Consider the following 26,772-nt stretch of genomic DNA (forward strand, 5'->3'; position numbering starts at 1 on the left):
GTCCCGACCGCCCCATGAAGCCGGCCTGTCTGCCCGGCTCTATCGGGACTTCTTCCAGAGCTTGGTGGCGATCTCGTACATCTCCTCGGGCGCGTAGTCGGGCGCGAAAGCCGACGGGGTTCCCTCCAGCTCCGGGATCTTGCCGCCCTCGGGCGGCCCGTCGACCACCTCGAGCGTGCCCTTCGGATCGTCGGGCAGCGCCTTCTCGCCGCCACCCCAGATGCCGGCCATCTCCTTGTAGTCGTCCGGGCTGAAGCGGTAGAGCCGGCGGTGGGACCCCTCCTCCAGATACTTGGCGGACTCCGGGATCCGGTCGGTCGGGATGTTCGGGGTCGGCAGCATCTTCTCGATCTCGACGCCGGTCAGCTTCTTGAGCGCCAGCGCATAGGCGTGCGCGTGGACGCCGCCGCGCACCAGCAGGTAGCCACAGACCTCGCGGCCGGTCGGGTCGGTCAGCGTCTCGTAGACGCGCAGCTTGTGCAGTCGCGCCCCGCATTCGAGATGGAAGTTGTGCAGGAGGTCGAAGATCACGTTCCCCGTGGTGGTGACGAAGTCCATGTTCCACGAGGCGCCGTTGGAGTTCATCGGCATGGCGCCGCCGCCGTTGGACAGGAAGGAGGCGGCGAGCCGGATGTCCTTCATGTCCTCGAACGGCGCCGCACCGATGTCGTACTCCTCCGGGTCGCCGGGGCCGTTGTTGAGCATCGCGACACCGGTGGAGACGAGCTCGACATGACCGAGCTCCTCGGCCGTGATGTTGGCGACCAGGCTGTAGAACGGCTTGAGCTTGGACTTGCTGCGAAAGTTGAAGCTCTGGAACAGGTAGTTCCCGAGCGTGGACATCTCGCCGTACTTCCCCCCGAGCAACTCTTGCAGCGCGGCCGCCGCGTTCGGGTCGGCCTCCTTCGGCATCGGCAGCTCGGTCTGCAGGCGATCAATGCGCAGGAACATCACGGTCTCCGGTTGCCCCCGTCGGCCAACCGTGCCCGTCCGGCGTTGTTCCTCGTGATGCGGGATCAGGCGGCCAGACGGCCGTGGCCGGATCGCAGGGCCTGCGGCTCGGGTGCCATGAGGATATCCTCGAGCGGGTCGTCGAGCGGCGCCGCGGCGGCGAGCGCCGCGGCGCGGGCGGCGCGGCGCACCGCGCGGGCCTCGGCCAGCGCCATCCGCATGGCGAGCCGGCTGCGCTCGATCAGGTCGTCGCGACGGGTGGCGCGCTCGCGCAAGGCCACGATGTCGGCGACCGGCACTCCGGTCGCCACCAGGGCGCGGTCGAACGACGGCTGGTCGTCGTGCACCAGGACGAGGATCAGGGCGAGGTCGCGGATCGTCCGGCGCGGCAGCGAGCGGTAGCTGCGGGTGCGGTGGCGCTCGAGCACCGACTGGGCGATGCCGGCGAAGGCCGCCTGCGCCACCGTGTGCTCGGGGGTTCGAAGCCCGGGCGCGGCGGCGTGGAACGCATCGATCACGGCGACGGACTTCGCGGTCGTGCGCTGGAAGAACATGCGATCCTCGTCGGTGGCGCGGCGGGACCATGATTTCGCCGAAGCGGTTAACGAGCGGTTAGGAGACACCGATAAACTCGACGAACCCGAGACATGCTTACCGTTTCGATACTGTGGCACGGCGGCTCGTCCGGCCGTTGCACCGTGGGGCGCCGCGGCGCCCGGGCGGCGCGGAATCGTTCGAAACTGGCGTTCTCGCGCGGTAAGATCCGGGCCGTTCCGGGTCGCGAGAGGACCGCGTGCGCATCCATTCGGCCGCCATCGTGTATTTCGACGCCGTCCGGCGGGCCGGCTCGATCCGCGAGGCGGCGCGCCGCCTGAACGTCGCGTCCTCGGCCGTCAACCGGCAGATCCTCAAGCTCGAGGCGGAGATCGGCGCGCCGCTGTTCGAGCGGCTGCCGGCCGGCCTCAAGCTCACGGCGGCCGGCGAGGCGATCGCCCGCCACGCCCTCGTGGTGCTGCAGGACCTGGAGCGCGCCCGCTCCGACATCGAGGGGCTGCGCGGCGCCCGCGCCGGCCACGTCAAGATCAGCACCGTGGAGGGCGTCTGCGGCGCGCTGCTGCCGGAGGTGATCGGCACGCTGAGGGCGCGCGCCCCGCGCGTCACGGTCGCGGTGTCGACCATGGGGTCGTTCGCGATTCCCGACGCGATCGCGGCCGGCGACGCCGATGTCGGGGTCGCCTTCGCGCTGCGCCGGTCGCCGGAGCTGCGCCAGGTGGCGGTGAGCCGCTTCAAGCTCGGCGCCATCATGCCGCCGGGCCATCCGCTGGCGGGGCGAAAGACCGTCAGCCTCGCCGCCTGCCTCGACCACCCGATCATCCTGGCGACGCCCGACCTCTCGATCAACCAGCTCCTCGGGCCGGCGCTCGCCCGCCTGCCGCGCTCGTTCGAGCCGTCGGTCACCGCCTCGTCGATCGAGCTGATGCGCGAGCTCGCCGAGCGCGGCGCCGGCATCGCGTTCCAGACCCGGGTCGGCCTGGAGCGCCAGCTCGACGAGGGCCGGCTCGTCCATGTGCCGCTCGACAGCGGCGGGCCGGTGTGGAGCGACCTCGGCGTCTATGTGCGGGCCGGCCGGTCGCTGCCGGCCGTGCTCGACGTGTTCCTCCAGATCCTCGCCGCGGCGCTCGCCGACCGCGAGCAGCTGGAGAACGCGCGAGACTGATGCCGTTTCGGCATCGGCCCGAGCCATATTCTCTTCTTTCGCGAACACGGCACCGCTGCCTAGGGTTTTTTCCATAGTCACGGAGGACCTGACCATGGCGGCTACCCTCGACGCCGTGCGCATCGCCGAAGCGCACCTGCCGATCATCGACGTCTCCGGTCTCAGCGCATCGCGGCCGGAAGCCCGCGCCGCCGTCGGCGCGGCGCTGCGGGCCGCCTGCCTCGACAAGGGGTTCTTCTACGTGACCGGCCACGGCGTGCCGCAGGGCCTGATCACCGCCGTGCTGGCCGAATCCAAGGCGTTCTTCGACCAGCCGATGGCGCGCAAGCAGGCGATCGACAAGGCGCTCTCCTTCTGCAACCGCGGCTACGAGCCGCTGAAGGGGCAGACGCTCGAGCCCGGCGCCCCGCCCGACCTCAAGGAAGGCTTCTACATCGGCCCCGACCTGCCGCTCGACGATCCGCGCGTCGTGGCGCGGCGGTTCAACCGCGGCCCCAACCAGTGGCCGACCGACCTGCCCGGCTTCCGCCCGACCATGCAGGCCTATTTCGCCGCCATGCTGGATCTCGGGGCACGGCTGATGCGCGGCGTCGCGCTGTCGCTCGACCTGCCCGAGGACCACTTCTCGGTGTTCGACCGCGACCCGCTGGCGACGCTGCGCCTGCTGCACTACCCGCCGCAGCCCGCCAACGCGGCGCCGGGCGAGAAGGGCTGCGGCGCCCACACCGACTTCGGCAGCCTGACGCTGCTGCTGCAGGACGACGTCGGCGGCCTGCAGGTGTGGGACGAGGCGGGCGGCACCTGGATCCACGCTCCGCCGGTCCCGGGCGCCTATGTGGTCAATCTCGGGGACCTGATCGCCCGCTGGACCAACGGCCGCTACCGCTCGACCCTGCACCGGGTCGTCAACGTGTCGGGCCGGGAGCGCTACTCGGTGCCGTTCTTCTACACCGGCAACCCCGATCAGCCGATCGACTGCATCCCCACCTGCCTGGCGCCCGGTGATCAGCCCAAATATCCGCCGACGACAGTCGAGGCGCATCTGAAGGACATGTACGCCCGGACCTACGCTTGAGCCCGGCCTTACGCGCCCGTACGGCGACGGCGATGCGGTTCGATCCGGTGCTGCTGATCCACGGCGCCTGGCAGGGCGCGTGGGCGTGGGACGCCTTCGTGCCCGAGCTCGCCGCAGCGGGCCTCACGGCCGAAGCGCTCGACCTGCCGGGCAACGGCACGACGCCGGCGACCCAGCCGGTGTCGCTCGATCTCTATGTCCGGCACGTGCGCGCCGCGATGGCCCGCATCGGCCGACCGGTGTCGCTCGTTGCCCATTCGGGCGGCGGCCTCGTCGCCTCGCAGGTGGCGGAGGCCGAGCCCGACGGCGTCGCCCGCATCGTCTACGTGACCGGCATGATGCTGCCCGACGGCATGGCCTTCGCCGATCTGGTGCGCAGCACGATCGACGAGCATCCGGAGGCGGCCGTCATCGGCCCGCATCTCGTCTGGTCCGACGACCGCCGCAGCAGCACCGTGCCGGAGGCCGCGGCGCTCGCCTTCTTCTATCACGACTGCCCCGCGGAGACGGGCCGCAGCGCCGCGCGAAAACTCACGGCGCAGCCGGAGGGCGGCCGCGCCGTGCGGCCCCGGCTCACCGCTGCGCGCTTCGGTCGCGTGCCGCGGCTCTATGTCGAGGCCACGGCCGACCGTTCCGTGGTCCCGATCTTGCAGCGACGCATGCAGGCGCTGGTGCCGGGTGCCACCATAGTATCGCTGCCGACCGGTCACGCCCCGCAGCTCGTCGCGCCGCGGCTGCTGGCCGAGGTGATCACACCGTTTCTCACGACGACGACGACGGCGAGCCGCCGCGTCGAACACGCCACCGCCGAACACGTCACGGCCGACGATCTCACCGCCGACGATTTCGCCACCAGGCTTCCACAGCGAGAGAGGACTCGATGACAGGCAGAGCGACCCGGATCACCATGCTGGCGCTGTCGCTGGCCGTGCTGCTCGGCACCCCCGGCCGAGCCGCCGAAAAGGTCACCTTCATGATCGACTGGCTGCCGGCCGGCGACAAGGCGGTGCCTTATCTCGGGGTGAAGAAGGGCCTGTTCGCCGCCGAAGGCCTCGACGTCGTGATCCAGAGCGGACGCGGCTCGAGCGACGTCGTCACCAAGCTCGGCACCGGCGCGGCCGACATCGGCACCGGCGGGCTCGCGGCGCTGCTGCAGGCCAAGGCCGAGACCAGCGTGCCCGTGAAGGCCGTGTACTCGATCTACACCAAGCAGGCCGACGCGATCTTCACCACCGAAGGCTCCGGCATCACCAGCCTGAAGGACGTCGCCGGCAAGAAGATCGCGACGGCGACCTTCTCGTCTTCGAATGTCGCGTGGCCGCTGGTGCTGCGCGCGAACGGCATCGATCCGGCGAGCGTGCAGCTCCTGAAGGTCGATCCCGGCGCCCTCGCCCCGATGCTGGCCGCCGGCCAGGTCGTCGCCACCATCAACTGGGTGACGGTCGCGGCCGCCTTCGAAGGACCGGTCGGCGAGGCGAAGAAGAAGCTCGCGGTGCTGCCCTGGTCGAACTACGGCTACGACGGCTACGGCCTGTCGCTGTTCGTCTCCGAGAAGATGCTGAAGGAGCGACCCACGGTCGTGAAGAAGTTCGTCAAGGCCTATGCCGAGGCGACCCGGATGGCGATCGCCGACCCCAAGACCGCGGCCGAGGCGCTGAAGGCGATGGTGCCGGAGATCGACGTCGCCACGGCCGAGAAGCAGTTCGTCTCGTCGATCCCGCTGATGGTCAACGACGTCTCCAAGCGCGACGGCGACGGCGCCTTCGATCCCAAGCTGCTGAAGACCTCCTGGGAGTGGGTCGCCAAGGCGCAGAACCTGCCGCTCGACAAGCTCGACCCCGAGACCGCGGTCGACCGCGCCGCGGCGAAGTGAGGAGCGCGCGCACGGCGGCCAATCGCGGCCGCCGTGATCCGCGACCGCATCTTCGCCGTCTCCGAGGGATCGACTCGCCGTCATTCCGGGGCAGGGTGCCGGCCAACCGCCGTGGTCGCGGCTGGATTCCGGGTTCGGCGCTGCGCGCCGCCCCGGAATGACCACCGAACTGATCAGCCGGATCCCGTATCGCAACGATCTCACAAGGACCGATCATGCAGCCCCCGGTGATCTCCTTCAAGCGACTGGGCCAGGTCTTCGAGACCGCCGCCGGGCGCGCCGTCACGGCGCTCGACGGCGTCTCGTTCGACATCGGCCGCCACGAGTTCGTCGCCGTGCTCGGCCCCTCCGGCTGCGGCAAGTCCACGCTGCTGCGGCTGATCGCCGGTCTGATCGCGCCGACCCGCGGGTCGGTCGAGATCTACGGCATGCCGGTGACCGAGCCGCGCGACGAGATCGGCATCGTGTTCCAGCGCCCGACCCTGCTGCCGTGGTTCGACGTGCTGGGCAACGTCACCTTCCCGATGCGCCACAAATACGGGCGGGTCGGCGAGGCGGAGCGGACGCGCGCCCGCGAGCTCCTCGCGCTCGTCGACCTCGCCGACTTCGCCGACAAGCGCATCGACGAGCTGTCCGGCGGCATGCAGCAGCGCGTCGCGATCGCCAGAGCCCTGCTGCTCGACCCCGACATCCTGCTGATGGACGAGCCGTTCTCGGCGCTCGACGCGCTCACCCGCGACGAGATGAGCTTCGAGCTCCTGCGCATCTGGTCCGAGCGGCCGAAGACCGTGCTGTTCATCACCCACTCGATCCCGGAGGCCGTGCTGCTCGCCGACCGTATCGTGGTGATGACGCCGCGGCCCGGCCGCGTGCGGGAGATTCTCGACGTTCCGCTGCCGCGCCCGCGCTCCCTCGCCACCCTGACGGACCCGACCTTCCATGCGCTCGCCGATCACATCCGCGGCACCCTCTTCTCCCGCCCCGCCGCCGCGTGAGGCCGCCATGACCGACACGACCGCGGCCCCCTCCGAGACCGTCGTTGCGGACGCCGACGCGCCCTCGTCGGCGCCCGCCCCCGCCGTGCGCACGACGCTTCTCGCCTGGCTCGACGGCCTCGCGCCGGGGCTCGCCTTCGCGGCGGCGCTCGCCGCGTGGGAGGGTGCGACGCATGTGTTCGCCATCCCGTCCTTCCTGCTTCCCGCCCCGAGCGCCATCGTGTCGGCCGGGCTCGCGACGCCCGTCGACGTGTGGTTCGGGCATATCTGGGCGACGCTGCGGGTCGCGCTGATGGGCTACGTCCTCGCCATCGCCGTGTCGGTGCCGCTCGCCGTCGCGCTCGCCTCGTCGCGGCTCCTGTCGCGCACCCTCTACCCGATGCTGGTCGTGGTGCAGTCGACCCCGATCGTCGCGGTGGCGCCGATCATCGTCGTGACGCTCGGCGCCTCCGACCTGCCGCGCGTCGCGATCACGTTCCTGATCACGTTCTTCCCGATCGTCGTCTCGACCGTCACGGGCCTCCTGTCGACACCGGAGGAGCTGATCGAGCTGTCGCGCTCGCTGCGCGCCGGGCGCAGCCGCGAGATCCTCCACATCCGCCTGCCCTATGCGGTGCCGCACCTGTTCTCGGCCCTGAAGATCTCGACCACGCTCGCCGTGATCGGCGCCGTCGTCGCCGAGTTCGTCGCCGCCGAGCGCGGGCTCGGCTTCTTCATCCTGTTCTCCACCTCGTTCTTCAAGATCCCGGCGGCGTTCGCCGGCCTCGTCGTGCTGGTGGCGATCAGCCTGGTGCTGTTCCGCCTGGTCGGGCTGGCGCAACGGACCCTGGTGCCGTGGTCGCTGCCGAAATCCGAGCGCTGAAGAGACAGCCCGCCGAGATGAGCGACGCCATGAGCCATCCCCTGCCCGACCTCGACCACGAGTCCTTCCTGCGCCGCGCCTTCGACGTCGCCCGCCGGTCGCGCGACGGCGGCGACCATCCGTTCGGCGCCATCCTGGTCGGCCCCGACGGCGCCGTGCTGATGGAGCAGGGAAACGGCTACACGGCCGAGGGCCGGGACATGACGGCGCATGCCGAGCGGCTGCTGGCGAGCCGCGCCTCGCGGGCGCACCCGCCGAAATTCCTCGCGACCTGCACGCTCTACACGTCGGCCGAGCCGTGCGCGATGTGCGCCGGCGCGATCTACTGGGCCGGCATCGGCCGCGTCGTCTACGGCCAGAGCGAGCGCCATCTGAAGGCGCAGACCGGCGACCATCCGGAGAACCCGACCCTCGACCTGCCCTGCCGCACCGTTTTCGCGGCCGGCCAGCGCCCCGTCGCCGTGATCGGCCCGTTGCTGGAAGACGAGGCCGCCACCCTGCAGGACGGCTTCTGGACGCCGCGCGGTTGATCCCGAGGGCCGGGCGCGCCGCGGTCCGCCAGGAGCCGGCCTAAGCCCTCTCCTCCACCACCGCCTCGCCGTCGGCGAGCCGCACGCGCATGCCGTCATAGGCGGGCTCGACGCCGGCCGGCAGCCGCGCCTTCAGCTCGGCGTAGTCGAGATCGCTGTGCAGGTTGGTGAGGATCGCGCGTTTCGGCTTCAGCCGGTCGATCCAGGCGAGCGCCTGGTCGACCGAGAAATGGCTCGGATGCGGGCGGTCGCGCAGCGAATCGACGATCCAGAGGTCGAGGCCGTGCAGGAGCGCGGCGCTCTCCTCCGGCATGTCGACGAGATCGGCCGAGTAGGCGACGCCGCCGAACCGGAAGCCGAGGGAGGGAATGTCGCCGTGGTCCTGCACGAACGGCAGCGCCGTCACGGCGCCACCCGCCCCGTGGATGGTGACGGGATGGCCCGGCGCGATGCGGTGCTCGTTGCAGATCGGCGGATACTGGCTGCCCGGCGGCGTGACGAAGCAATAACCGAAGCGCGCGAACATCACCCGCCAGGTCGCCTCGTCCAGATAGCAGTCGAGCCGCTTGCGGCGCTTGATGAACAGGCCGCGCAGATCGTCGATGCCGTGGGTGTGGTCGGCATGCTCGTGGGTGTAGAGGATGGCGTCGAGCCACTCGACCCCGGCGTCGATGAGTTGCTCGCGCAAGTCCGGCGAGGTGTCGACCAGCACGCGGGTCGTCCCTTCGGGGCCGGCGCGGTCGACCAGGAGGGAGCAGCGCCGGCGCCGGTTCTTCGGGTTTTCGGGATCGCACACGCCCCAGCCGAGCGCCGGCCGCGGCACCCCGCCCGACGAGCCGCAGCCGAGGATCGTGACCGTCAGCGTCATGTCGGACTCCGCGTTCGTCGACTCGCCTTGCCCCATACTCCGCTCATTCCCGCGCAAGCGGGAATCCAGTGGTGTTGCGCTGGGTCCCCGCCTTCGCGGGGACGAGCGGAGGACGTCGTCGGAGGCTCACGTCCCCGCCTCCGCCGGCCGCGGCGTCTTCGAGAACAGCCGAAAGAAGTTCTCGGTCGTCTGCGCCGCGAACGCCTCCGGCGTCACGCCACAGGCCTCGGCCAGCACCTTCGCGGTCTCCACGACATAGGCGGGCTCGTTGCGCTTGCCGCGGAACTTTCCGGGTGCCAGGTACGGCGCGTCGGTCTCGACGAGAATGCGGTCGGCCGGAAGGTCGGCGGCGAGCGCGCGCAGCTCCTCGGACTTCTTGAAGGTGACGATGCCGGTGAACGACACGTAGTGGCCGAGCTCCACGGCCCGGAACGCGAGTTCCCGCCCGCCCGTGTAGCAGTGCAGCACGGCCGTGAACGGCCCCCGCCCCGCCTCCTCCTCCAGGATCTTTTGCATGTCGGCATCCGCCTCGCGCGAGTGGATGACCAGCGGCAGCCCCGTGCGCCGCGCCGCCTCGACATGCATGCGAAAGCCCGCCTCCTGGAGGTCGCGCGGGCCGTAGTCGTAGAAGTAGTCGAGCCCGGCCTCGCCGATGGCGACGACCTTCGGGTGCGCCGCTCGCTCGAGCAGCTCGGCGAGCGTGACGTCCTGCTCCTCGCCGGCCTGATGCGGATGGGTGCCGACCGAGCAGACGACCTCGTCGTAGCGCTCGGCGATCGTCAGGAGCGCGTCGTGCCGGCGCACGCGGGTGGAGATCGAGACCATCCGGCCGACCCCGGCGGCACGGGCGCGCGCGACGATCCCGTCGAGATCGTCGGCCAAGTCGGGGAAGTCGAGATGGCAGTGACTGTCGACCAGCATTCCGGTCACTCCGCGGTCGGTCCGCGACCGAATGACTCCGACCTCATCCTGAGGAGCCGCCGAAGGCGGCGTCTCGAAGGATGCGGCCCGTGCGTGCCCGGCTCCGAGGCCGCGTCCGTCGAGACGCCCGCTGTCGCGGGCTCCTCAGGACGAGGACGCAGGCTGTGGCTGACGGTCAACGCTCTCACTCCGTCGCCGGCTCGATCCAGCGCGGGAACACCGGGCTGGGCGGCGGGAGCTGGCTGCCCGGCGCGATCCGCGTCGCGCCGCCGAGCCGCGAAAAATCGCGGGCGTCGGCCGGCACGGCGAGGATGTCGAGCAGCTTGCCGCACGCGGTCGGCATCACGGGCTGGGCCAGGATGGCGACCTGGCGCAGCACCTCGGCCGTGACGTAGAGCACCGTGCCCTGCCGCACCGGATCGGTCTTCGCCAAGGCCCACGGCGCCTCGCCCGCGAAATAGCGGTTGGCGTCGGCGACGACGGCCCACACGGCGTTCAGCACCTGATGGATCTGCTGGGTCGCCATGTGCTCGCGCGCCTTGCCGACCAGCGCGTCGGTGGCGGCCAGGATCGTCTTGTCGTTGTCGGTGAACGCGCCGGGCGTCGGCATCACGCCCTTGAACGCCTTGCCCAGCATCGACAGCGAGCGCTGCGCCAGGTTGCCGAGGTCGTTTGCCAGATCCGCGTTGATGCGGTTGACGATCGCCTCGTGCGAGTAGTTGCCGTCCTGGCCGAACGGCACCTCGCGCAGGAAGAAGTAGCGGAGCTGATCGACCCCGTAGGCGTCGGCGAGCGCGATCGGATCGATCACGTTGCCGACCGATTTCGACATCTTCTCGCCGCGGTTGAACAGGAAGCCGTGCGAGAACACGCGGCGCGGCACGTCGACCCCGGCCGACATCAGGAAGGCCGGCCAGTAGACGGCGTGGAAGCGCACGATGTCCTTGCCGATCACGTGCAGGTCGGCCGGCCAGTATTTCTGGAACATGGCGCTGTCGGTGTCGGGGAAGCCGACGCCGGTGATGTAGTTGGTCAGCGCGTCGACCCACACATACATGATGTGCTTCTCGTCGCCGGGCACCGGGATGCCCCAGTCGAAGGTGGTGCGCGAGATCGACAGATCCTGAAGGCCGCCGCGCACGAAGCTCGCGACCTCGTTGAGGCGCTCCTTGGGCAGCACGAAGTCGGGCACCCGTTCGTAGAGGTCGAGCAGTTTCTGCTGATAGGCGGACAGCCTGAAGAACCAGCTCTCCTCGGCGACCCACTCGACCGGCGTGCCGGTCTTGGTCGAGACGCGGGTGCCGTTCTGGTCGAGCTGGGTCTCGCTCTCGGCGTAGAACGCCTCGTCGCGCACCGAGTACCAGCCCTCGTACTTGTCGAGATAGACGTCGCCGTTCGCCTTCATCCGCTCCCAGATCGCCTTGGAGGAGCGGTGGTGGCGCTCCTCCGTGGTGCGGATGAAGTCGTCATGCGAGATGTTCAGCTTCTCGTCCATGGCGCGGAACAGCGCGACGTTGCGGTCGGCGAGATCTCGCGCGGCCAAGCCCTCCTTGGCGGCCGTCTGCACCATCTTCTGGCCGTGCTCGTCCGTGCCGGTGAGGAAGTGCACGTCGTAGCCGTCGAGCCGCATGAAGCGGGCGATCGCGTCGGTGGCGATCACCTCGTAGGCATGGCCGATGTGCGGCGCCCCGTTCGGATAGGCGATGGCGGTCGTGAGGTAGTAGCGCTTGGAGGCCATTGTTCTGCAGCTCGCAATTTCTCGGGCGCGCGACCGCGCCAAGAACTCGATCCGCCCTCATCCTGAGGAGCGGCCGAAGGCCGCGTCTCGAAGGACGAGGGCGGCCACATGGTTCGAGACGCGCTCCTTCGGAGCGCTCCTCACCATGAGGTTCGTGAGCCCTCTCGCCCGGGCCTGGGTATCAACCCCGTGCCGCCTCGGCAAGCCAGCCGAACACCGCGAAGACCAGCGCGCGGCGGTCGAGGTTGAGGGTGAGGACGTCGCGGGCGGCGGCGTCGAGCCGGCTCCACGCCTCGGCGTAGGGGGCGAGGCGGGCCGGCGCCGGCGCGCCGCGCCGCAGCTGCGCCGACAGCCAGTCGCGCACCGTGTCGACGAAGGCCTCCACGGTCTCGCGGTCGGCCCGCTCCAGCGCGTCGCCGAGCGCGTGCAGGCCGCGCGGGTCCGGGCGCGGCAGGTCGGCGAGCAGCGCCGCCACCTTCTCGCGCAACGCCAGGAGCGACCCGCCCGACAGCGCGATGGCGCGGGCGACGCAGCCGTCCGCCGCGGCCGCCGCGTCGGCGAGCCCGGCGTCGCCCGGGTCACGGCCGAGCGCCGCAGCGGCGGCCGTCGCCACCTCGGACGCGGACAGCGGCCGCAGCGCCAGCATGCGGCAGCGCGACCGGATGGTCGGCAAGAGCCGGCCGGGCGAATGGCTCACCAGGAGGAGCAGCGCGCGCCGCGGCGGCTCCTCCAGAATCTTCAGCAGCGCATTGGCGCCTTCGGGGTATTTCAGCTCCTCGGCGGCGTCGACGACGCAGATCCGCCAGCCGCCGCCCGTCGCCGTGGCGCCGAAGAAGCCGACCGTCTCGCGCACCTGGTCGACCGTGATGACGGTGCGCACCGTGTCGCTCTTCTCGCCCGGCGTCCGCTCCAGCGCGAGCAGCGCGCCCTCGGTGTCGGCCGCCACCCGCCGCACCACCGGATGGTCGGGCGGCAGCGCCAGCGAGGTCGCGGCCTGCACGGCGGGCGACGCCGGATCCGGATGGGCGAGGACGAAGCGGGCGAAGCGGTAGACGAGCGTCGCCTTGCCGATGCCGGCCGGCCCGCCCACCAACCAGGCATGCGGCACCCGGCCGGACTTGTAGGCGCCGAGCAGCGTCGCCTCGGCGGCGGCGTGGCCGACGAGGTCGAGGGTCTCGCGCGGATGGGGGACGAGTCGCTCCTCGCGCGCGGCGCGCGGCGCCTTGCTCACGGCACGGCCGCGCCGAGGGCAGCCCGGCGCGACGCGCCGCCCGACTCGGGATCGATCGTGCCGGCGTTGCTCGTGCTGGTGTCGCCCTCGTCGGCGTCGACCCCGGGGGTGTGCACCTGGGCGGCGCCGAGCCGCGCGCACACCACGGTCCACACCTCGTCGGAGATGCGCTGCGGCGCCGGGCTCGCGTCGATGACGGCGCAGCGTCCGGGCTCGGCAGCGGCAATCGCCCGATAGGCCTCGCGCAGGCGGGCGTGGAACGACACGTCCTCGGCCTCGAACCGGTCGGCGTCGGCGCCCTCGCGCCGGCGAGCCGCGCGGGCGAGCCCGGCCTCGGCCGGCAGATCGAGCACCAGGGTCAGGTCCGGCACCGTGTCGCCGACCGTGACGCGCTCCAGCGCCCGGATCACAGCCGGGTCGACCTTGCCGACGGCACCCTGGTAGACGCGGGTCGAATCGGCGAAGCGGTCGCACACCACCCAGGCGCCGCGCGCCAGCGCCGGCCGGATGGTCGTGTCCAGATGGTCGGCGCGGGCGGCGGCGAACAGCATCGCCTCGGTCTCGGCGCCGAGCGGCTTCGCGGCGCCGCTGAGCAGCACGTGCCGCACCGCCTCGGCGCCCGGCGAGCCGCCGGGCTCGCGGGTCTGCACCACGGCGATGCCGAGCCGCCGCAGCCGGGTGACGAGCAGCGCCGCCTGGGTCGACTTGCCCGACCCCTCCCCGCCCTCGAACGTGATGAACTTTCCGCGCATCTCCGACTCCGCCGCGGCGCCAGCGCAGTCCGCACTGGCCCCGAACTCCGCTCATTCCCGCGCAAGCGGGAATCCAGGAGGCCGCGCCCCCAGGCCGTCCGTCCGGGCCTTGGGTTCCGCCTTCCCGGGGTCGAGCGGACCACTGACCCCGGTTCTACCCAAAACGCCGCTCTAGATCCGCGAAAAGCCGGCCTTGAGCCAGCCAATGACCACCTCGGTGACGACGTCGACGGCGCGCTGCGGCAGGTTGCCGACCTCGACGCTTTCCGACGCCTTCAGAGGCACTTCGAGCGTGACATTGTCGCCCCGGATGACCCGCAGCTGGCCGACCCGCTGGCCCTCCGCGACGGGCGCCCGGACCGGACCCGTATAGACGATCCGGGCCGAGATGCGGTCGGTCGTGTTCTTCGGCACCAGCACCGAGACGGCCTTGTCGGCGACCAGCGGCACGCTGCCCTGGGCGCCGCCGAACACCTTAGCGTCGCCGATCACCTGGCCGTCGGCGAACAGCGGGCGCGCCTCGAAGCCGGAGAAGCCCCAGTCGAGCAGGCGCTTGCCCTCGTCGGCACGGTCCTTGGCGGTCTTCAGCCCGTTGATCGCAACGATCAGCCTCAGGCCGTTCTGCACGGCCGAGCCGACGAGGCCGTAGCCGCCGTCCGCCGTGAAGCCGGTCTTCATGCCGTCGGCGCCGATGTTGAGCGGCAAGAGCGGGTTGCGGTTGAGCTGGCGGATCTTGTTCCAGGTGAACTCGCGCTCGCCGTAGATCGGATAGAAGTCCGGATAGGTCTTGATGATGTGCTGGGCGAGCTTGGCGAGCTCGCGCATCGTCACCTGGTTGCCGGGATCGGGCAGCCCGGTGGCGTTGCCGAAGGTCGAGCGCGTCAGGCCGATCTCGCGCGCCCGCCGGGTCGCCATCTCGGCGAAGCTGCGCTCGTTGCCGGCGATCCCCTCGGCGAGGGCGATCGCGGCGTCGTTGCCGGACTGGATGATCAGCCCGCGCAGCAGATCCTCGACCCGCACCCGGCTGTGGATCGGCGCGAACATCGACGACGTGTGCGAGGGCGCGCCGCCGCGCCGCCAGGCGTCCTCGCTGACCTGGAACTCCTGGTCGAGGGTGACGCGGCCGGCCTTGATCTCGTTGAAGACGACCTCGGCGGTCATCAGCTTGAGGAGGCTCGACGGCGCCGTCGCGGTGTCGGCCGCCTTCTCGTAGAGGACGGTGCCGGTCTCGGCGTCGATCAGGATGGCGTAGGGGGCGGCGGTCTGGAAGCCGCCCTCGTCCTTCTTCTGCCCGGTGACCGAGTTGTTGGCGGCCGTCGCCGCCGCCACCAAGGCGAGGGTCAGGACCAGGACGCCGGCGAGCGCGCGGCCCGAACGCCACGCCCACGCCGCCGCTAGCCGTCGAAGCATCGCATCCATCGCCTTCGCATCCGGGAAGAGTTGGCCGGAACAATGGCGCGGCACGGCGGCCGGAACAATGGCGGTCCGGGCCAGAATGCAAAAAATCGTGATTGGCTAGACCGTTGCGTCAGGATACTCGCGGATCAGTAGAGCCCGCGGCCGGTCATCACGGCGGTGGGAGCGCCGGCGGCACGCGATTCGACGGCGGCGAGCGCCGGCGCCGGGCGGTTCGGGGGCGAGACCGGAACGGTGCGCACCGTGGTCACGCGCACCGGCTTGGGATCACGGCCGGCCGCCAGCACGGGCGGCTTCTCGTCGGCCGGGGTCCGTTGCGAGCTGCGGCCATAGCCGCGCGACGGCGGCGCAGGCTGGTCGTCGAGGCCGAGGCTGAACGGCCGCTCGGGCGGCATCGGCACGCCGGACCGCGGCGGCGGTGGCGCCGCCCCGACGCCGCGCAGCGCCGGCACGAAGGGACGGGTCGCCGCGACCATCACCAGCGACGGCGGCGGCGCCGGGGTGCCCTCGCGCAGCGTCGCCATCAGGATTCCGTCGTCGGAGCCTTCGAGCGGCGCCTTGCCGACATACTCGACCCGCACCCGCGCAGTGCCGTTCTTCTGGAAGCCCAGCATGTCGGCGGCCTTGATCGACACGTCGATCAGGCGGCCCTGATGGAACGGCCCGCGGTCGTTGACCCGCAGGATGATCGAGCGGCTGTTGCCGAGATTGGTGACCCGCACATAGCTGGGCATCGGCAGGGTCGGATGGGCGGCCGACATGCTGTGCATGTCGTAGACCTCGCCATTGGCGGTGCGGCGGCCGTGGAAATCGTTGCCGTACCAGGAGGCGAGGCCCTCGGCGCGGTAGTTCACGTCCTCCTCGGGCACGTACATGCGGCCGCCGACCACGTAGGGCTTGCCGATGCGATAGCCGCCGCCGCCCTTCGGGATGGGCTGGCCGGGCTCGACGACGCGCGGGCTCGCGGCGACGCCGTAACGCGGATCGATCTGTGGAAACAGGCCGCCATTGCCGGCCGTGCATTGGGCCAGCAGCATGCTCGCGCCGGCGGCCGCGCCGACGCGCGCCAGCCGGGCCCACCGTCCCCGCATCTCCCCCCGGATCATCCGACGAGGATCCCCCCTCCATACACCCTTCACCGGCGTCGGCCCGTCGGTCCGCCCGTTCCCCCCGGAACAGGACGGCGGTCGCCCACGCCCGGACCGCCGCGTCTCGACGAGTCGCGGACAGTCCCGTCCGCACGTTACAGCGATGCCACGGCGTGCGGAACGACAACAGTTTTTCAAGGTAAATGAGCCGGAAAGAAGACGGCCGCCGGAATGTCCGGCATCCGGGTCACAACCGGAATAAGGTGTTAACCCCGGCTGGGTTAGCCTCGCGCGTCGCTCGACCAGAACGGTCAATCGCCATGCGCCCTGCCCGAGTTCGCCTTCCCCGCCTCGCGGGTTGCAAGCCCAGGACCGTCGTCGCCGTGACGGCGGGCGTCGTGCTGGTCGGGACCGGCATCACCATTGGCGCGGCGCTGTTGCCCCGCGCCACCGGTGCCGCCCCGGCCCGGATCGGCACGGAAGGCACGATTCGCCTCGCACCAGACGCCGCCAAGCAGTGCCAGCGCCTCGGCTTCGACAACCGCAACGGCGAGGTCCGCGACCGCGGCGTCGCGGCCTGCGAGCCGCAGAGCGAGCGCGACACCTCGATCGACCGCATGCAGGCGATCCGGGCCTGGTTCAACCGCCGCTGAACGACGCACCCGGCCCCTTCGGCGGCGCAGCACAAGATTCTGCACCGCCCTGATCTGAATCAAAGATCGGCCATCCGGGACCGCGTACAAAGACACCGTTGGCGCCGCTTCACGGGGGTGAGTGGCGCGACGGAATTGGGCGGTCCTCACGGACCGCCCTTTTTTTCGTTCGGGCGTGCCTCGAAATCCCACGACGCTCCGACTCCGGCCTGCTCGGGGTGCCGGCTTGCGCCGGCCTCGGCGCCGCACGACATGAGTCGAGCCGGCGTCCGTTTGCATCGAAACGTCCGGCCATCGGGGGCGCCCGCACCGTCGCGCCCTCCCCCTTCATCCGCCGAGAGCATCGCCCATGACCGAGACGGTTCGCGACAACCCTGCCCTCGCCCGTTTCGAGCTCGGTGAGGGCGACGCGCTGGCCGTCGCGCATTACCGGATCGCCGACGGCGCCATGATCTTCACGCACACCGAGGTGCCGTGGCGGCTGCGCGGTCAGGGGATCGCGACGCGCCTGATCGCCGGCGCGCTCGACGCCGCGCGGGCGCGCGGGCTGCGGATCGTGCCGCAGTGCTCCTTCGTGGCGGACTACCTCGAGCGGCATCCCGAGGCGACCGGCGAATCCGCCGGCTGAGACGGCGCACAATCGCGATCTTCGCATGGGTGACGGGCGGTGAACGCGAGCCTCGGCCGGCCGCCGTTCAGCCGATCTTAACGGCTGAGGGAGTCTTTTCAATCTGTAGACAGAGCAACAGGATCGCGTGCGCGACGCGGCACGATCGATCGCCTGCCCGCCCCGCCGAAGCCGATTCGCTTCGCCGCGCGCCCGCCGGGCGTCGCCGCCGCATTCGTCACGACCCGTTTCACGCCTGGAGCATTCCGTGAAAGCGTTTTCGTTCATCAGCCGAATCTCGTTGCCGACCAAGATCGCGCTGCTCACGGTTGCCGGCATCGGCCTGCTCTGCGGGGGGCTCGTCCTCGTCGTCTCGCATCAGGTCGACGCGGAGCTGCAGGCCCAGGCGCAGGCACGCCAGGAATCGAACATGCGGGTCGCCTGGGAGGTGCTGCGCGGGGCCGGCGCGCTGCGGATGGACGGCGATCGCCTGATGGCAGGCAGCCGCCCGCTCGACGGCGACACCGCGCTGGTCGATCGCGTGCAGACGCTGGTCGGCGGCGTCGCGACGGTGTTCAAGCGCGACACCCGCGTCGCGACCAATGTGCGCAAGCCCGACGGCGGCCGCGCCGTCGGCACCAAGCTCGTGGGAGCGGCGCACGACGCCGTGCTGGTGCGCGGTCAGCCCTATCGGGGCGAGGCCGACATTCTCGGCGAGGCCTATTTCACCGCCTACGACCCGATCAAGGATTCGTCCGGCGCCACCATCGGGGTGCTGTTCGTCGGCCTGAAGAAGAGCGACTTCCTCAGCATGCTCGACGTGCTGATCCGCAACATCGCGCTGCAGGCGCTGCTCGCCGCGGCCGTGATCGGCGGCCTGCTCTATGCCGTGCTGCGCTGGCAGATCCGGCCGCTCGTCTCCTTGAGCCGGGTGATGGGGCGGCTGCAGGAGGGCGACCATGCGATCGCGGTGCCGTCGCTCGACCGCGGCGACGAGATCGGCCTGATGGCCCGCGCCGTCGAGGTGTTCAAGGAGCACGCCGTGGAACGCGAGCGGCTCGAGGCCGAGCAGAACGCCGCCGAGGCGCGCGCCGTGACCGCCCGAAAAGCCGACATGGTGCGGCTGGCCGACCACTTCGAGCAGGCGGTCGGCGGCATCATCGGGGCCGTCTCGGCCTCGGCGACCGAGCTGGAGGCGACCGCGACGACGCTCACCCGCACGGCGGACGTCACCCGACAGAAATCGGCGACCGTGACGGCCGCCTCCGGCGAGGCGTCCAGCAACGTCCAGGCGGTCGCCGCCGCGACCAACGAGCTGACCGCGTCGATCGGCGAGATCTCGCGCCAGGTGCAGAGCTCGAGCCGCATCGCCGACGCGGCGGTGAGCCAGGCGGCCAAGACCGACGACCGGATCGGCGCCCTGTCGATCGCGGCACAGCGCATCGGCGACGTGGTGAAGCTGATCACCGACATCGCCGAGCAGACCAATCTCTTGGCGCTCAACGCGACCATCGAGGCGGCCCGCGCCGGCGAGGCCGGCAAGGGCTTCGCCGTGGTCGCGAACGAGGTGAAGGCGCTGGCCGGCCAGACCGCCAAGGCGACGGGCGAGATCTCGGCCCAGATCTCCGCCATGCAGGCGGCGACGCAGGATTCGGTCGGCGCCATCAAGGAGATCTCGGGCACCATCGGCCAGATCGCCGAGGTCGCCGCGGCGATCGCGGCCGCCGTCGAGCAGCAGGGGGCGGCCGCGTCGGAGATCTCGCGCAACATCCAGCAGGCGGCGCACGGCACCGGCGAGGTCGCGCAGAACATCACCGAGGTCAGCCGCGGGGCGGAAGAGACTGGCGCCGCATCGAGCGAGCTGCTCAGCGCCGCCGGTCAGCTCGCCATGGAGAGCAATCAGCTTCGCAACGAGGTGCAGACGTTTCTGGCGACGGTGCGGGCCGCATGAGGTGCGGGCCGCATGAGGTGCGTGCGGCCTGACCCAGGGTCGTGATGCGGGCGCGCGACGACGCGCCGGTGTGCTGACGAAGTGCGTGCCGCGTGACGAGGCCACTCGACGCTACAGGCTCGTCGCGGCACGCGACCTTCGACGCCACAGACGCCCGGTCTCAAACGTCCGCAGAGGGGTCCCTCGGCCCCGCCGCCCGGAGCTGACCCGCAACGCCACGGCGGTCGCCTCGGGCTCGGATCGGTTCGGACAGCGGGTCGAGTTGAACCTTAGCGGGAGACTCGGACCTGCACAGCCGCGGTTTCCCGGAAGGGGTATTGCGGACACCAATCCGAAAATTGTCCGAGGACAGTAAAACCATCCTGTCGACAAGTGGACTGGACGCATCCATGGGCATTTTTTAGCCCCGGATACCTGCGACGACTGGATTATACGCCATCACGCAACCTGGCGATCACCGCGATGATCGCCCCGATGATCACCTCGATGATCGCCTCGCGGGTCACCCCGCTGATCGGCCGGGCCGCGGCTCGATGTGACGGCCTCGGCCACCCAAGCGTCCTTCGCGAACCATTCGTGCGTGGTCCGGCAATAGGGACAGAAGCTGCGGCTGAAGAAGACCGGCATGGCCGCGAACGCTTCGCGGCTGACCGTGATGTCGGTCGACACGGCGCGTCCGGTCTCGGGGCAGCGGATCATCAGCAGTCCCATGGCGGGGGTCCTTCCTTCGTTCAGTGTGGACAGCCCTACCGGTGGCTTGCGAAGGCGCGACGAAAACCGCGTGACCATTTCGAGGCGATGCGGCGGCGGGTGGCATGGCACCGCCTCGGCACGGCGAAGCAGCAGCCCCCGTCGCAGCCCGCAGGTGCGCATGGCGACAGCGGTTTCGCGCCGTCACCACGGGCGACGCGGTGCGTGGATATGGAAGATCGTCCGAACGAGGGCACGGACGTGACGAAGCGGAGGCCTCTCGCCGACGTGACCCGATGTGATCACTCAGGGCCTTACTTGGACCGGTGATTCGACACCCGGATTGCGGCGACATCGATCTCGTTGCGCCGGAGCAGATAGTCGAGGCCGCCGACCCGGTACCAGCGATAGCCGTAGCCTTCGATCACCAGCCGGTGCTTGCCGTCCTCCTCGCACGCCAGATGATCGTCGCCGAGCAGATCGACGAGTCTGCGACCGTGCTCTCCCGCGATCCCGGTCGCGAACGCCACCTCGCGCGGCGTGTCGGCGAAGTTGTGGACGAACAGCACGGCGTTGTCGTGCCAGTCGTAGCGCATCACGAGCACGGCCGGATCGCGCGTCGTGATCACGGTGAAGTCGCCCCAGCCGACCTCCGGCACCTCTTTTCGCATGCGGATGATGCGCTCGGTCCAGTTCAGCAGCGATTCGGGATCGCGGCGCTGGGTAGCGGCATTGACGTGCTCGTAGCCCCACGGCCCGCCCGAGATCACCGGCAGCACCGGCTTGTCGCTCTTGGTGAAGCCACCGTTCGGCTCGGTCGACCATTGCATCGGCGTGCGGGCGCAGTTGCGCTCCGGCAGGTCGAGATCGTCGCCCATGCCGATCTCGTCGCCGTAGCGAATGACGGGCGTGCCGGGCAGCGTGAACTGCAGGCTGTAGGCGAGCTCGAGCCGGCGCTGGTCGCCGCCCAGCATCGGCGCCAGCCGCCGGCGGATGCCGCGGTCGTAGAGCTGCATGTGCTTCTCCGGCCCGAAGGCGGCGAACACGGCCTCGCGCTGATCCTCCTCCAGCCGGCCGAGATCGAGCTCGTCGTGATTGCGCAGGAACTGGCCCCACTGCCCCGTCGCCGGCCGCTGCTTGGTCGCCTTCATGGCCTTGACCAGCGGCCGCGTGTCGGCGCTGGCGAGCGCGTAGAAGAGGTTCTGGTTGACCTGGAAGTTGAACATCATGTGCATGCGGTCGCCGTCGCGGCCGAAGTAGTCCATGTCGGTCTCGGGCAGCACGTTGGCCTCGGCCAGCACGATGCTGTCGCCCTGCCGCCACTGCATGAACTCGCGGAACGTGCGCAGCATGTCGAACTGCTCGGTCGACGTCGTCACGTCGGCGCCCTTGGTGCCGATGACGAACGGCACCGCGTCCATCCGGAAGCCGGAGACGCCGAGCTGAATCCAGAAGCCCATGATCTTCAGGATCTCGGCCTGCACAGCGGGGTTCGACGTGTCGAGATCGGGCTGGTGGTCGTAGAAGCGGTGGAAGTAGTAGGCTTGGGCGGCGTCGTCGTAGGTCCAGGTGGTCTTCTGCACGCCCGGAAACACCATCCCCTCGTTGGCGTTCTTCGGCTTCTTCTTCGACCACACGTACCAGTCGCGATATTTCGAGCCCGGGTCGCGCCGCGCCTCCTGGAACCACGGATGATCGATCGAGGTGTGATTGACCACGAGGTCGATCAGCACCCGCAGGCCGCGCTGTTTGGCGGCGTGGGTGAACTCGACGAAATCGCCGAGCGTGCCGTAACGGGGATCGACGGCGTAGTAGTCCGACACGTCGTAGCCGTCGTCGCGCTGCGGCGACACCTGGAACGGCATCAGCCACACCGCCGTGACGCCGAGCCCCTGGAGATAATCGAGGCGCCGGGTGAGCCCCTCGAAGTCCCCCACCCCGTCGCCGTTCGCGTCCATGAAGGTCTCGACGGAGAGGCAGTAGATCACGGCGTTCTTGTACCAGAGGTCGCTGATCATGCGGGCCCGCTCCTGGCTCTTGCGGCTGGCGTCACGTCGGACCATGACGGTCGGGTTGGTAACGGGGGCCGCTCGGCCCGGTTCCGCTGCGGCGCCGACCGACGCGACCGGCCTTCCGCCCCGCCCGGCGCCGGCGCTACAGTCGCGCCTCTGTGTCCGCCTCCTTACCCCCACCGAGGTGATCCGTGCCGGTGCGTCCCATCGTGAAGTTTCCCGACCCGCGGCTGAGCGCGCCCGCCGCCGAGGTCGAGGCGTTCGACGACGATCTCGGCGCGCTCGCCGCCGACCTGCTCGACACGATGCGGGCGGCGCCCGGCATCGGCATCACGGGCCCGCATATCGGCGTCCTGCAGCGCGTCGTGGTGATCGAGACCTCGTTCGCCGACGGCGCCCGCACCTTCGTCAACCCGGTGATCACCTGGTCGTCGCCCGAGACGGCGCCGCACCAGGAGGGCAGCGTCTCGATGCCCGGGGTGAGCGAGGAGATCGAGCGACCGGCGCGCATAAAACTGCGGTGGCAGGATCTCGACGGCCTGACCCACACGGGCGAGGCGGACGGGCTGCTCGCCGTGTGCCTGCAGCACGAGATCGATCAGCTCGACGGCTGCTTCTGGATCGACCGGCTGTCGCGCCTGAAGCGCGAGCGCGTCGTCAAGAAATACGAGAAGCTGCAGAAGCGGTGAGGACGGTCGACGGGCTTTCGTCGTCCCGAAACGTCGCCGGTCATTCCGGGGCGCGGACCGCCGGTCCGCGAACCCGGAATCCAGCCCAGCCCCCCGGAGCTCGCCGCTGGATTCCGGGTTCGCGCCGTCGGCGCGCCCCGGAATGACGGGATATGCATAGCCCTGCGCGGACGACGACGATCGAGAGGGCCTGCCCTCGCACGCGAGCGAGCGCCTATAGGACGCTGCCCTGCCATTCGTGCGCCCGCATTGACCGACTCCGCCGCCGGCCTATGGTCCGCCTGCGCCCGCGAGCGTCGGCGGCCGCGCCCGGATGGCTTCGACATGGACTTCCTCTCGCCGGCCCAGATCGCCGGATACGTCTCCTTCGCGCTCGGCATGATCGCCTTCATGCAGACGCGCGACCGTCCGCTGAAGCTGTTCAACGGCGCCCAGTGCATCGCCTATGCGGTGCACTTCTTCATGCTCGGCAACATCCCGGCGGCGGCGACCGCGACCGTGTCGGCGATCCGCTCGTTTCTGGCGCTGCGCACCCGCTCGCCCTTGCTCGCCGTCGCCGTCGTGGTGATCCTGGTGGCGATCGGTTCCCAGGTGGTGACGCACTGGACCGGCTGGCTGCCGGTCGCGGCGTCGAGCTTCGGCACGCTGGCGATGTTCCTGCTGCGCGGCATCCCGATGCGCCTCGTCATGCTCGGCTGCTGCCTGATGTGGCTCGCCAACAACCTGCTGTCCGGCTCGATCGGCGGCACCCTGCTGGAGACCGCCATCGCGCTCGCCATGATCTCGACGATCGTGCGGATGGTGCGGGCGCGGCGCGCCGCCGCGGCGCCCTGACGCCCCGCGTCTCGCAAGAGCGGTTTTCGGTTGCTGTGAAGCGGCCCCGATGTCCGCTCGTCCCCGCGAAAGCAAGGGACCCAGGGGTGACACGGCAGAGAGGCCCCTGGATGCCCGCCTGCGCGGGCATGAGCGGAGTGTGGGTCGATGTCAGCGGACGCTGCGCTGAACGTCAGCCGAACGTCTTCGCGTAAGTCTCGGGCGAGAAGCCGACCACGACGGCGTCGCCGATCTCCAGCACCGGGCGCTTGATCATCGAGGGCTGCGCCAGCATCAGGCGGATCGCCTTCGCCTCGGTGAGGTCCGCCTTGTCGGCGTCGGGCAGCTTCTTGAACGTCGTTCCGGCCTTGTTGACGAGCCGCTCGACGCCCACCTTCTTCGCCCAGCCGGCGAGCCGCGCCGCGTCGATGCCGCGGCTCTTGTAGTCGTGGAAGTCGTAGGCGACGCCGTGCTGGTCGAGCCAGGCGCGCGCCTTCTTCATCGTGTCGCAAGCCTTGATGCCGTACATGACGACAGGCTTCCCGGCTCCCATGATCGTCGCTCCCGCTTCGCCGAACCGCGTTCTCGCCTGCATCCCCGATTCGTGCCCGGCGGGTAACCCCGCTGCGGTGCCGGGCCGGCCGCATCCCGCCTCGGCATGCACATTGCAGGATTGAAAAAAGCCTCGCCGTTCGCCGTGATCGGCGGTCAAGACCGTTGACGCTCGCGCTGGTTCCGGTCTCGATGCGGCCGCACCTCGGCGAGCCCCACCCGAAAAAGCCGCCGCCGCGCGGAGGATCGAAGCAGCGTGTCCGCCGTCACCACCGTCCTGATCCTGCTGCTCGTCGTCGTCGTGTCGAGCTCCGCCTCGCGCATGCTGCCGATCGCGGTGCCGCGGCCGCTGGTGCAGATCGCCTTCGGGGCCGCCATCGGCTTTTTCTCCGACATCCGGGTCGAGTTCGACGCCGAGCTGTTCTTCCTCTTGCTGCTGCCGCCGCTCCTGTTCCTCGACGGCTGGCGCATCCCCAAGGACGAGCTGTTCAAGGACCGCGCCACCGTGCTCGAGCTGGCGCTCGGCCTGGTTGCCTTCACGGTGGTCGGGATGGGCTTCTTCATCCACTGGCTGATCCCGGCGATGCCGCTCGGCGTCGCCTTCGCGCTCGCCGCCGTGCTGTCGCCGACCGACCCGATCGCCGTCACGGCGATCGCCCGGCGGGTGTCGATCCCGCGCCGGATGATGCACATCCTGGAGGGCGAGTCGCTGCTCAACGACGCGACCGGCCTGGTCTGCTTCCGCTTCGCCGTCGCGGCGGTGGCGACCGGCACGTTCTCGCCGCTCGCGGCCGGGCTGACCTTCGGCTGGGTGGCGGCCGGCGGCCTCGCGGTCGGGGTCGGCGTGTCGCTGGCGATCCTGCGGCTGAAGGAGATCGTCGGCCGCCGCTTCGGCGAGGACTCGGGCTCCAACATCCTGGTGAGCCTGCTGATCCCGTTCGCCGCCTATCTGACGGCGGAGGAATCCGGCTGCTCCGGCATCCTCGCCGCGGTCGGCGCCGGCGTGACCATGAGCTATGTCGAGGCGACGGGCCAGGCGCTGGCGCTCACGAGAGTGCGCCGGCGCGCCGTGTGGGACATGATCCAGTTCGCCGCCAACGGCGTCGTGTTCGTGCTGCTCGGCGAGCAGCTTCCGGCGATCTGGCCGAAGGCGCAGCAGAGCGCCGGCCTCACCGGCACCTCGGACCCGCTCTGGATGATCGGCTACGTGCTGGTGATCGCGCTCGGGCTGACGGCGTTGCGGCTCCTGTGGGCCGGCGTGTCGATGAGCATCACCTGGTTCCGCACCTGGCGGCGGCTCGGTCTGCCGGCGCCGAGCCTGCTGCGGCTGGCGATCGCCATCGCCTGCGCCGGCCCGCGCGGCGCCGTGACGCTCGCCGCGGTGCTGACCCTGCCGGCCGCGCTGCCGGGCGGCGATCCCTTCCCGGCCCGCGACCTCGCGATCTTCCTCGCCATGGGCGTGATCATCGTCTCGATCCTGATCGCCGCCGTCGGCCTGCCGCTGGCGATGCGCGGGCTCGACCTGCCGGCCGAGCCGTCGACCGACGCCGAGGACGACCTCGCCCGCATCGCGGCGGCCGAGGCCGCGATCGCCCGCATCGAGGAGGTGCAGCACGCCATGGCCGAGGGCCGCGCCGACGCCGACCGCTATGTCGAGATCGCCTCGCGCCTGATGGACCTCTACCGCACCCGGGTCGAGAACCGCTCGGGTGACGACCCGGTGCGGGCCCGCGAGGACGAGGCGATCGAGCGGGTGATGCGGGTCGCCGCCGTGCGGGCCTCGCGCGAGGCGGTGCTGCGCCTCCTGATCGAGCGCCGGATCGGCAGCGCCGTGGCGACCAAGCTGATGCAGGAGTTCGATCTGCTCGAAGCGCGTTATCAGGCGTGAGGGATGACGACGCAGGAGCGACGACGGTGAGTGGACGAGCGAAGACGGCGCGGCCGGGCACCATCCGGATCGGCATCGGCGGCTGGGTGTTCGAGCCGTGGCGCGGCACGTTCTATCCCGAAAAACTGCCGCAGAAGCAGGAGCTCGCCTACGCGGCCGCGCGCCTGACCTCGATCGAGATCAACGGCACCTTCTACCGCTCGCAGACGCCCGACAGCTTCGCCAAGTGGCGCGACGAGACGCCCGACGATTTCGTCTTCGCCCTGAAGGGCCCGCGCTTCGCCACCAACCGCCGGATCTTGGCCGAGGCCGGCGGCTCGGTGGAGAAGTTCTTCGGGAGCGGTGTGTCGGCACTCGGCGAAAAACTCGGGCCGGTGAACTGGCAGCTCGCACCGACCAAAAAGTTCGACCCGGACGACATCGACGCCTTCCTGGCGCTGCTGCCGAAGCGCCTCGACGGCCGGCCGCTCCGCCACGCCATCGAGGCCCGGCACGAGAGCTTCGCGGTGCCGGAGTTCGTCGCGCTGGCCCGAAAGCACGGCGTCGCGATCGTCGTCGCCGGCGATTCCGAGTACCCGCAGATCGCCGACCCGACCGCCGATTTCGTCTATGCCCGCATCATGGGGACGCAGGAGACCGAGGCCGCCGGCTATTCTGCCGCCGCTCTGGACGCCTGGGCGGCACGGGCAAAGGCCTGGGCGGCGGGCGCGGCGGCGCCCGGACTGTCGATGGTGGCGTTGCCGCCGGCCGGGGCGCGGCCACGCGACGTGTTCCTCTACGTGATCAGCGGCGCCAAGGCGAAGAACCCGGCCGCCGCGACGGCGCTGATCGAGCGGTTGGGCTGAACGCCCGGCGCAGGCACCAGCCGCCACACGCCGACACAACCGAGGATTGACGCTG

General features: G+C 70.5%; 26 protein-coding genes. 14 read left to right on the forward strand and 12 right to left on the reverse strand.

Going from position 1 to position 26,772, the window contains the following annotated elements; translation table 11 throughout:
- Positions 1-39 precede the first annotated feature (39 nt).
- Both ABTU92_RS08480 and ABTU92_RS08485 read right to left on the reverse strand, forming a co-directional pair.
- Entirely contained in the window at positions 40-951 is a 912-nt protein-coding gene (locus ABTU92_RS08480; protein WP_408089561.1) for a manganese catalase family protein, read from the reverse strand.
- Positions 952-1,016: 65 nt separating this feature from the next.
- On the reverse strand, positions 1,017-1,505 hold the full coding sequence (locus tag ABTU92_RS08485) for a hypothetical protein (RefSeq protein ID WP_408089563.1): 489 nt from the start codon (positions 1,503-1,505) through the stop codon (positions 1,017-1,019).
- Positions 1,506-1,744: 239 nt separating this feature from the next.
- Between ABTU92_RS08485 and ABTU92_RS08490 the strand changes: the two genes are divergently transcribed.
- From ABTU92_RS08490 to ABTU92_RS08520, 7 genes are all read left to right on the forward strand, one after another.
- Positions 1,745-2,668 (forward strand): LysR family transcriptional regulator, encoded by a 924-nt coding sequence (locus ABTU92_RS08490; protein ID WP_408089565.1) that lies wholly within the window; start codon positions 1,745-1,747, stop codon positions 2,666-2,668.
- A gap of 94 nt (positions 2,669-2,762) precedes the next feature.
- Complete coding sequence (locus tag ABTU92_RS08495; RefSeq protein WP_408089567.1) at positions 2,763-3,743, forward strand: isopenicillin N synthase family dioxygenase; 981 nt, start codon at positions 2,763-2,765, stop codon at positions 3,741-3,743.
- A complete protein-coding gene (locus ABTU92_RS08500) occupies positions 3,740-4,627 on the forward strand; it encodes an alpha/beta fold hydrolase (RefSeq protein ID WP_408089569.1) in 888 nt (295 codons plus the stop codon). The genes ABTU92_RS08495 and ABTU92_RS08500 overlap by 4 nt, the downstream gene beginning before the upstream one ends.
- Positions 4,624-5,616: an ABC transporter substrate-binding protein gene (locus ABTU92_RS08505; protein WP_408089571.1), complete on the forward strand. Its 993-nt coding sequence runs from the start codon at positions 4,624-4,626 to the stop codon at positions 5,614-5,616. Before ABTU92_RS08500 ends, ABTU92_RS08505 begins: the two co-directional genes overlap by 4 nt.
- A 215-nt stretch (positions 5,617-5,831) precedes the next feature.
- On the forward strand, positions 5,832-6,611 hold the full coding sequence (locus tag ABTU92_RS08510; protein ID WP_408089573.1) for an ABC transporter ATP-binding protein: 780 nt from the start codon (positions 5,832-5,834) through the stop codon (positions 6,609-6,611).
- A 7-nt stretch (positions 6,612-6,618) separates the two neighbouring features.
- The gene (locus ABTU92_RS08515) at positions 6,619-7,473 is read left to right on the forward strand and encodes an ABC transporter permease (protein ID WP_408089575.1); all 855 of its coding nucleotides are present in this window, start codon (positions 6,619-6,621) and stop codon (positions 7,471-7,473) included.
- Between the two features lie 29 nt (positions 7,474-7,502).
- On the forward strand, positions 7,503-8,003 hold the full coding sequence (locus tag ABTU92_RS08520; protein ID WP_408089577.1) for a nucleoside deaminase: 501 nt from the start codon (positions 7,503-7,505) through the stop codon (positions 8,001-8,003).
- Between the two features lie 40 nt (positions 8,004-8,043).
- Here the strand turns inward: ABTU92_RS08520 and ABTU92_RS08525 are convergent, their stop codons facing one another.
- The 7 genes from ABTU92_RS08525 to ABTU92_RS08555 form a co-directional block, all read right to left on the reverse strand.
- Entirely contained in the window at positions 8,044-8,871 is an 828-nt protein-coding gene (locus tag ABTU92_RS08525; RefSeq protein ID WP_408089579.1) for an MBL fold metallo-hydrolase, read from the reverse strand.
- A gap of 126 nt (positions 8,872-8,997) precedes the next feature.
- Positions 8,998-9,792: a TatD family hydrolase gene (locus tag ABTU92_RS08530; RefSeq protein WP_408089581.1), complete on the reverse strand. Its 795-nt coding sequence runs from the start codon at positions 9,790-9,792 to the stop codon at positions 8,998-9,000.
- A gap of 184 nt (positions 9,793-9,976) precedes the next feature.
- Complete coding sequence (gene metG, locus ABTU92_RS08535; RefSeq protein ID WP_408089583.1) at positions 9,977-11,530, reverse strand: methionine--tRNA ligase; 1,554 nt, start codon at positions 11,528-11,530, stop codon at positions 9,977-9,979.
- A gap of 181 nt (positions 11,531-11,711) precedes the next feature.
- Positions 11,712-12,761, reverse strand: coding sequence for a DNA polymerase III subunit delta' (locus ABTU92_RS08540; RefSeq protein ID WP_408089585.1), 1,050 nt, complete (start codon positions 12,759-12,761; stop codon positions 11,712-11,714).
- The gene (gene tmk / locus ABTU92_RS08545; protein ID WP_408089587.1) at positions 12,758-13,513 is read right to left on the reverse strand and encodes a dTMP kinase; all 756 of its coding nucleotides are present in this window, start codon (positions 13,511-13,513) and stop codon (positions 12,758-12,760) included. Before tmk ends, ABTU92_RS08540 begins: the two co-directional genes overlap by 4 nt.
- A 171-nt stretch (positions 13,514-13,684) precedes the next feature.
- On the reverse strand, positions 13,685-14,932 hold the full coding sequence (locus tag ABTU92_RS08550) for a D-alanyl-D-alanine carboxypeptidase family protein (protein WP_408089589.1): 1,248 nt from the start codon (positions 14,930-14,932) through the stop codon (positions 13,685-13,687).
- Between the two features lie 125 nt (positions 14,933-15,057).
- Entirely contained in the window at positions 15,058-16,035 is a 978-nt protein-coding gene (locus ABTU92_RS08555) for a septal ring lytic transglycosylase RlpA family protein (RefSeq protein ID WP_408089591.1), read from the reverse strand.
- 365 nt (positions 16,036-16,400) lie between these two features.
- On the opposite strand from ABTU92_RS08555, the gene ABTU92_RS08560 reads away from it, so the two are divergent.
- From ABTU92_RS08560 to ABTU92_RS08570, 3 genes are all read left to right on the forward strand, one after another.
- Entirely contained in the window at positions 16,401-16,670 is a 270-nt protein-coding gene (locus tag ABTU92_RS08560; RefSeq protein ID WP_408089593.1) for a hypothetical protein, read from the forward strand.
- Positions 16,671-17,019: 349 nt separating this feature from the next.
- The gene (locus ABTU92_RS08565) at positions 17,020-17,298 is read left to right on the forward strand and encodes a GNAT family N-acetyltransferase (protein ID WP_408089595.1); all 279 of its coding nucleotides are present in this window, start codon (positions 17,020-17,022) and stop codon (positions 17,296-17,298) included.
- 247 nt (positions 17,299-17,545) lie between these two features.
- Positions 17,546-19,228: a methyl-accepting chemotaxis protein gene (locus ABTU92_RS08570; RefSeq protein WP_408089597.1), complete on the forward strand. Its 1,683-nt coding sequence runs from the start codon at positions 17,546-17,548 to the stop codon at positions 19,226-19,228.
- A gap of 438 nt (positions 19,229-19,666) precedes the next feature.
- Here ABTU92_RS08570 and ABTU92_RS08575 read toward each other — a convergent pair whose 3' ends face one another.
- Positions 19,667-19,939: a hypothetical protein gene (locus ABTU92_RS08575; RefSeq protein WP_408089599.1), complete on the reverse strand. Its 273-nt coding sequence runs from the start codon at positions 19,937-19,939 to the stop codon at positions 19,667-19,669.
- Between the two features lie 293 nt (positions 19,940-20,232).
- A complete protein-coding gene (locus tag ABTU92_RS08580; protein ID WP_408089601.1) occupies positions 20,233-21,936 on the reverse strand; it encodes an alpha-amylase family protein in 1,704 nt (567 codons plus the stop codon).
- 185 nt (positions 21,937-22,121) lie between these two features.
- Between ABTU92_RS08580 and ABTU92_RS08585 the strand changes: the two genes are divergently transcribed.
- On the forward strand, positions 22,122-22,619 hold the full coding sequence (locus ABTU92_RS08585) for a peptide deformylase (protein WP_408089603.1): 498 nt from the start codon (positions 22,122-22,124) through the stop codon (positions 22,617-22,619).
- 324 nt (positions 22,620-22,943) lie between these two features.
- Positions 22,944-23,453, forward strand: a complete 510-nt coding sequence (locus ABTU92_RS08590; protein WP_408089605.1) for a YgjV family protein — start codon at positions 22,944-22,946, stop codon at positions 23,451-23,453.
- Between the two features lie 172 nt (positions 23,454-23,625).
- Here ABTU92_RS08590 and ABTU92_RS08595 read toward each other — a convergent pair whose 3' ends face one another.
- Positions 23,626-23,985: an arsenate reductase gene (locus tag ABTU92_RS08595; RefSeq protein WP_408089607.1), complete on the reverse strand. Its 360-nt coding sequence runs from the start codon at positions 23,983-23,985 to the stop codon at positions 23,626-23,628.
- A 255-nt stretch (positions 23,986-24,240) separates the two neighbouring features.
- Here ABTU92_RS08595 and ABTU92_RS08600 point away from each other — a divergent pair, with 255 nt between their 5' ends.
- Together ABTU92_RS08600 and ABTU92_RS08605 are read left to right on the forward strand one after the other, a co-directional pair.
- On the forward strand, positions 24,241-25,872 hold the full coding sequence (locus tag ABTU92_RS08600; RefSeq protein ID WP_408089609.1) for a Na+/H+ antiporter: 1,632 nt from the start codon (positions 24,241-24,243) through the stop codon (positions 25,870-25,872).
- Between the two features lie 26 nt (positions 25,873-25,898).
- On the forward strand, positions 25,899-26,717 hold the full coding sequence (locus ABTU92_RS08605) for a DUF72 domain-containing protein (protein ID WP_408089611.1): 819 nt from the start codon (positions 25,899-25,901) through the stop codon (positions 26,715-26,717).
- The last annotated feature ends 55 nt before the right edge of the window (positions 26,718-26,772 follow it).

The organism is Rhodoplanes sp. SY1, assembly GCF_046000175.1.
Taxonomy (GTDB): Bacteria; Pseudomonadota; Alphaproteobacteria; order Rhizobiales; family Xanthobacteraceae; genus Rhodoplanes.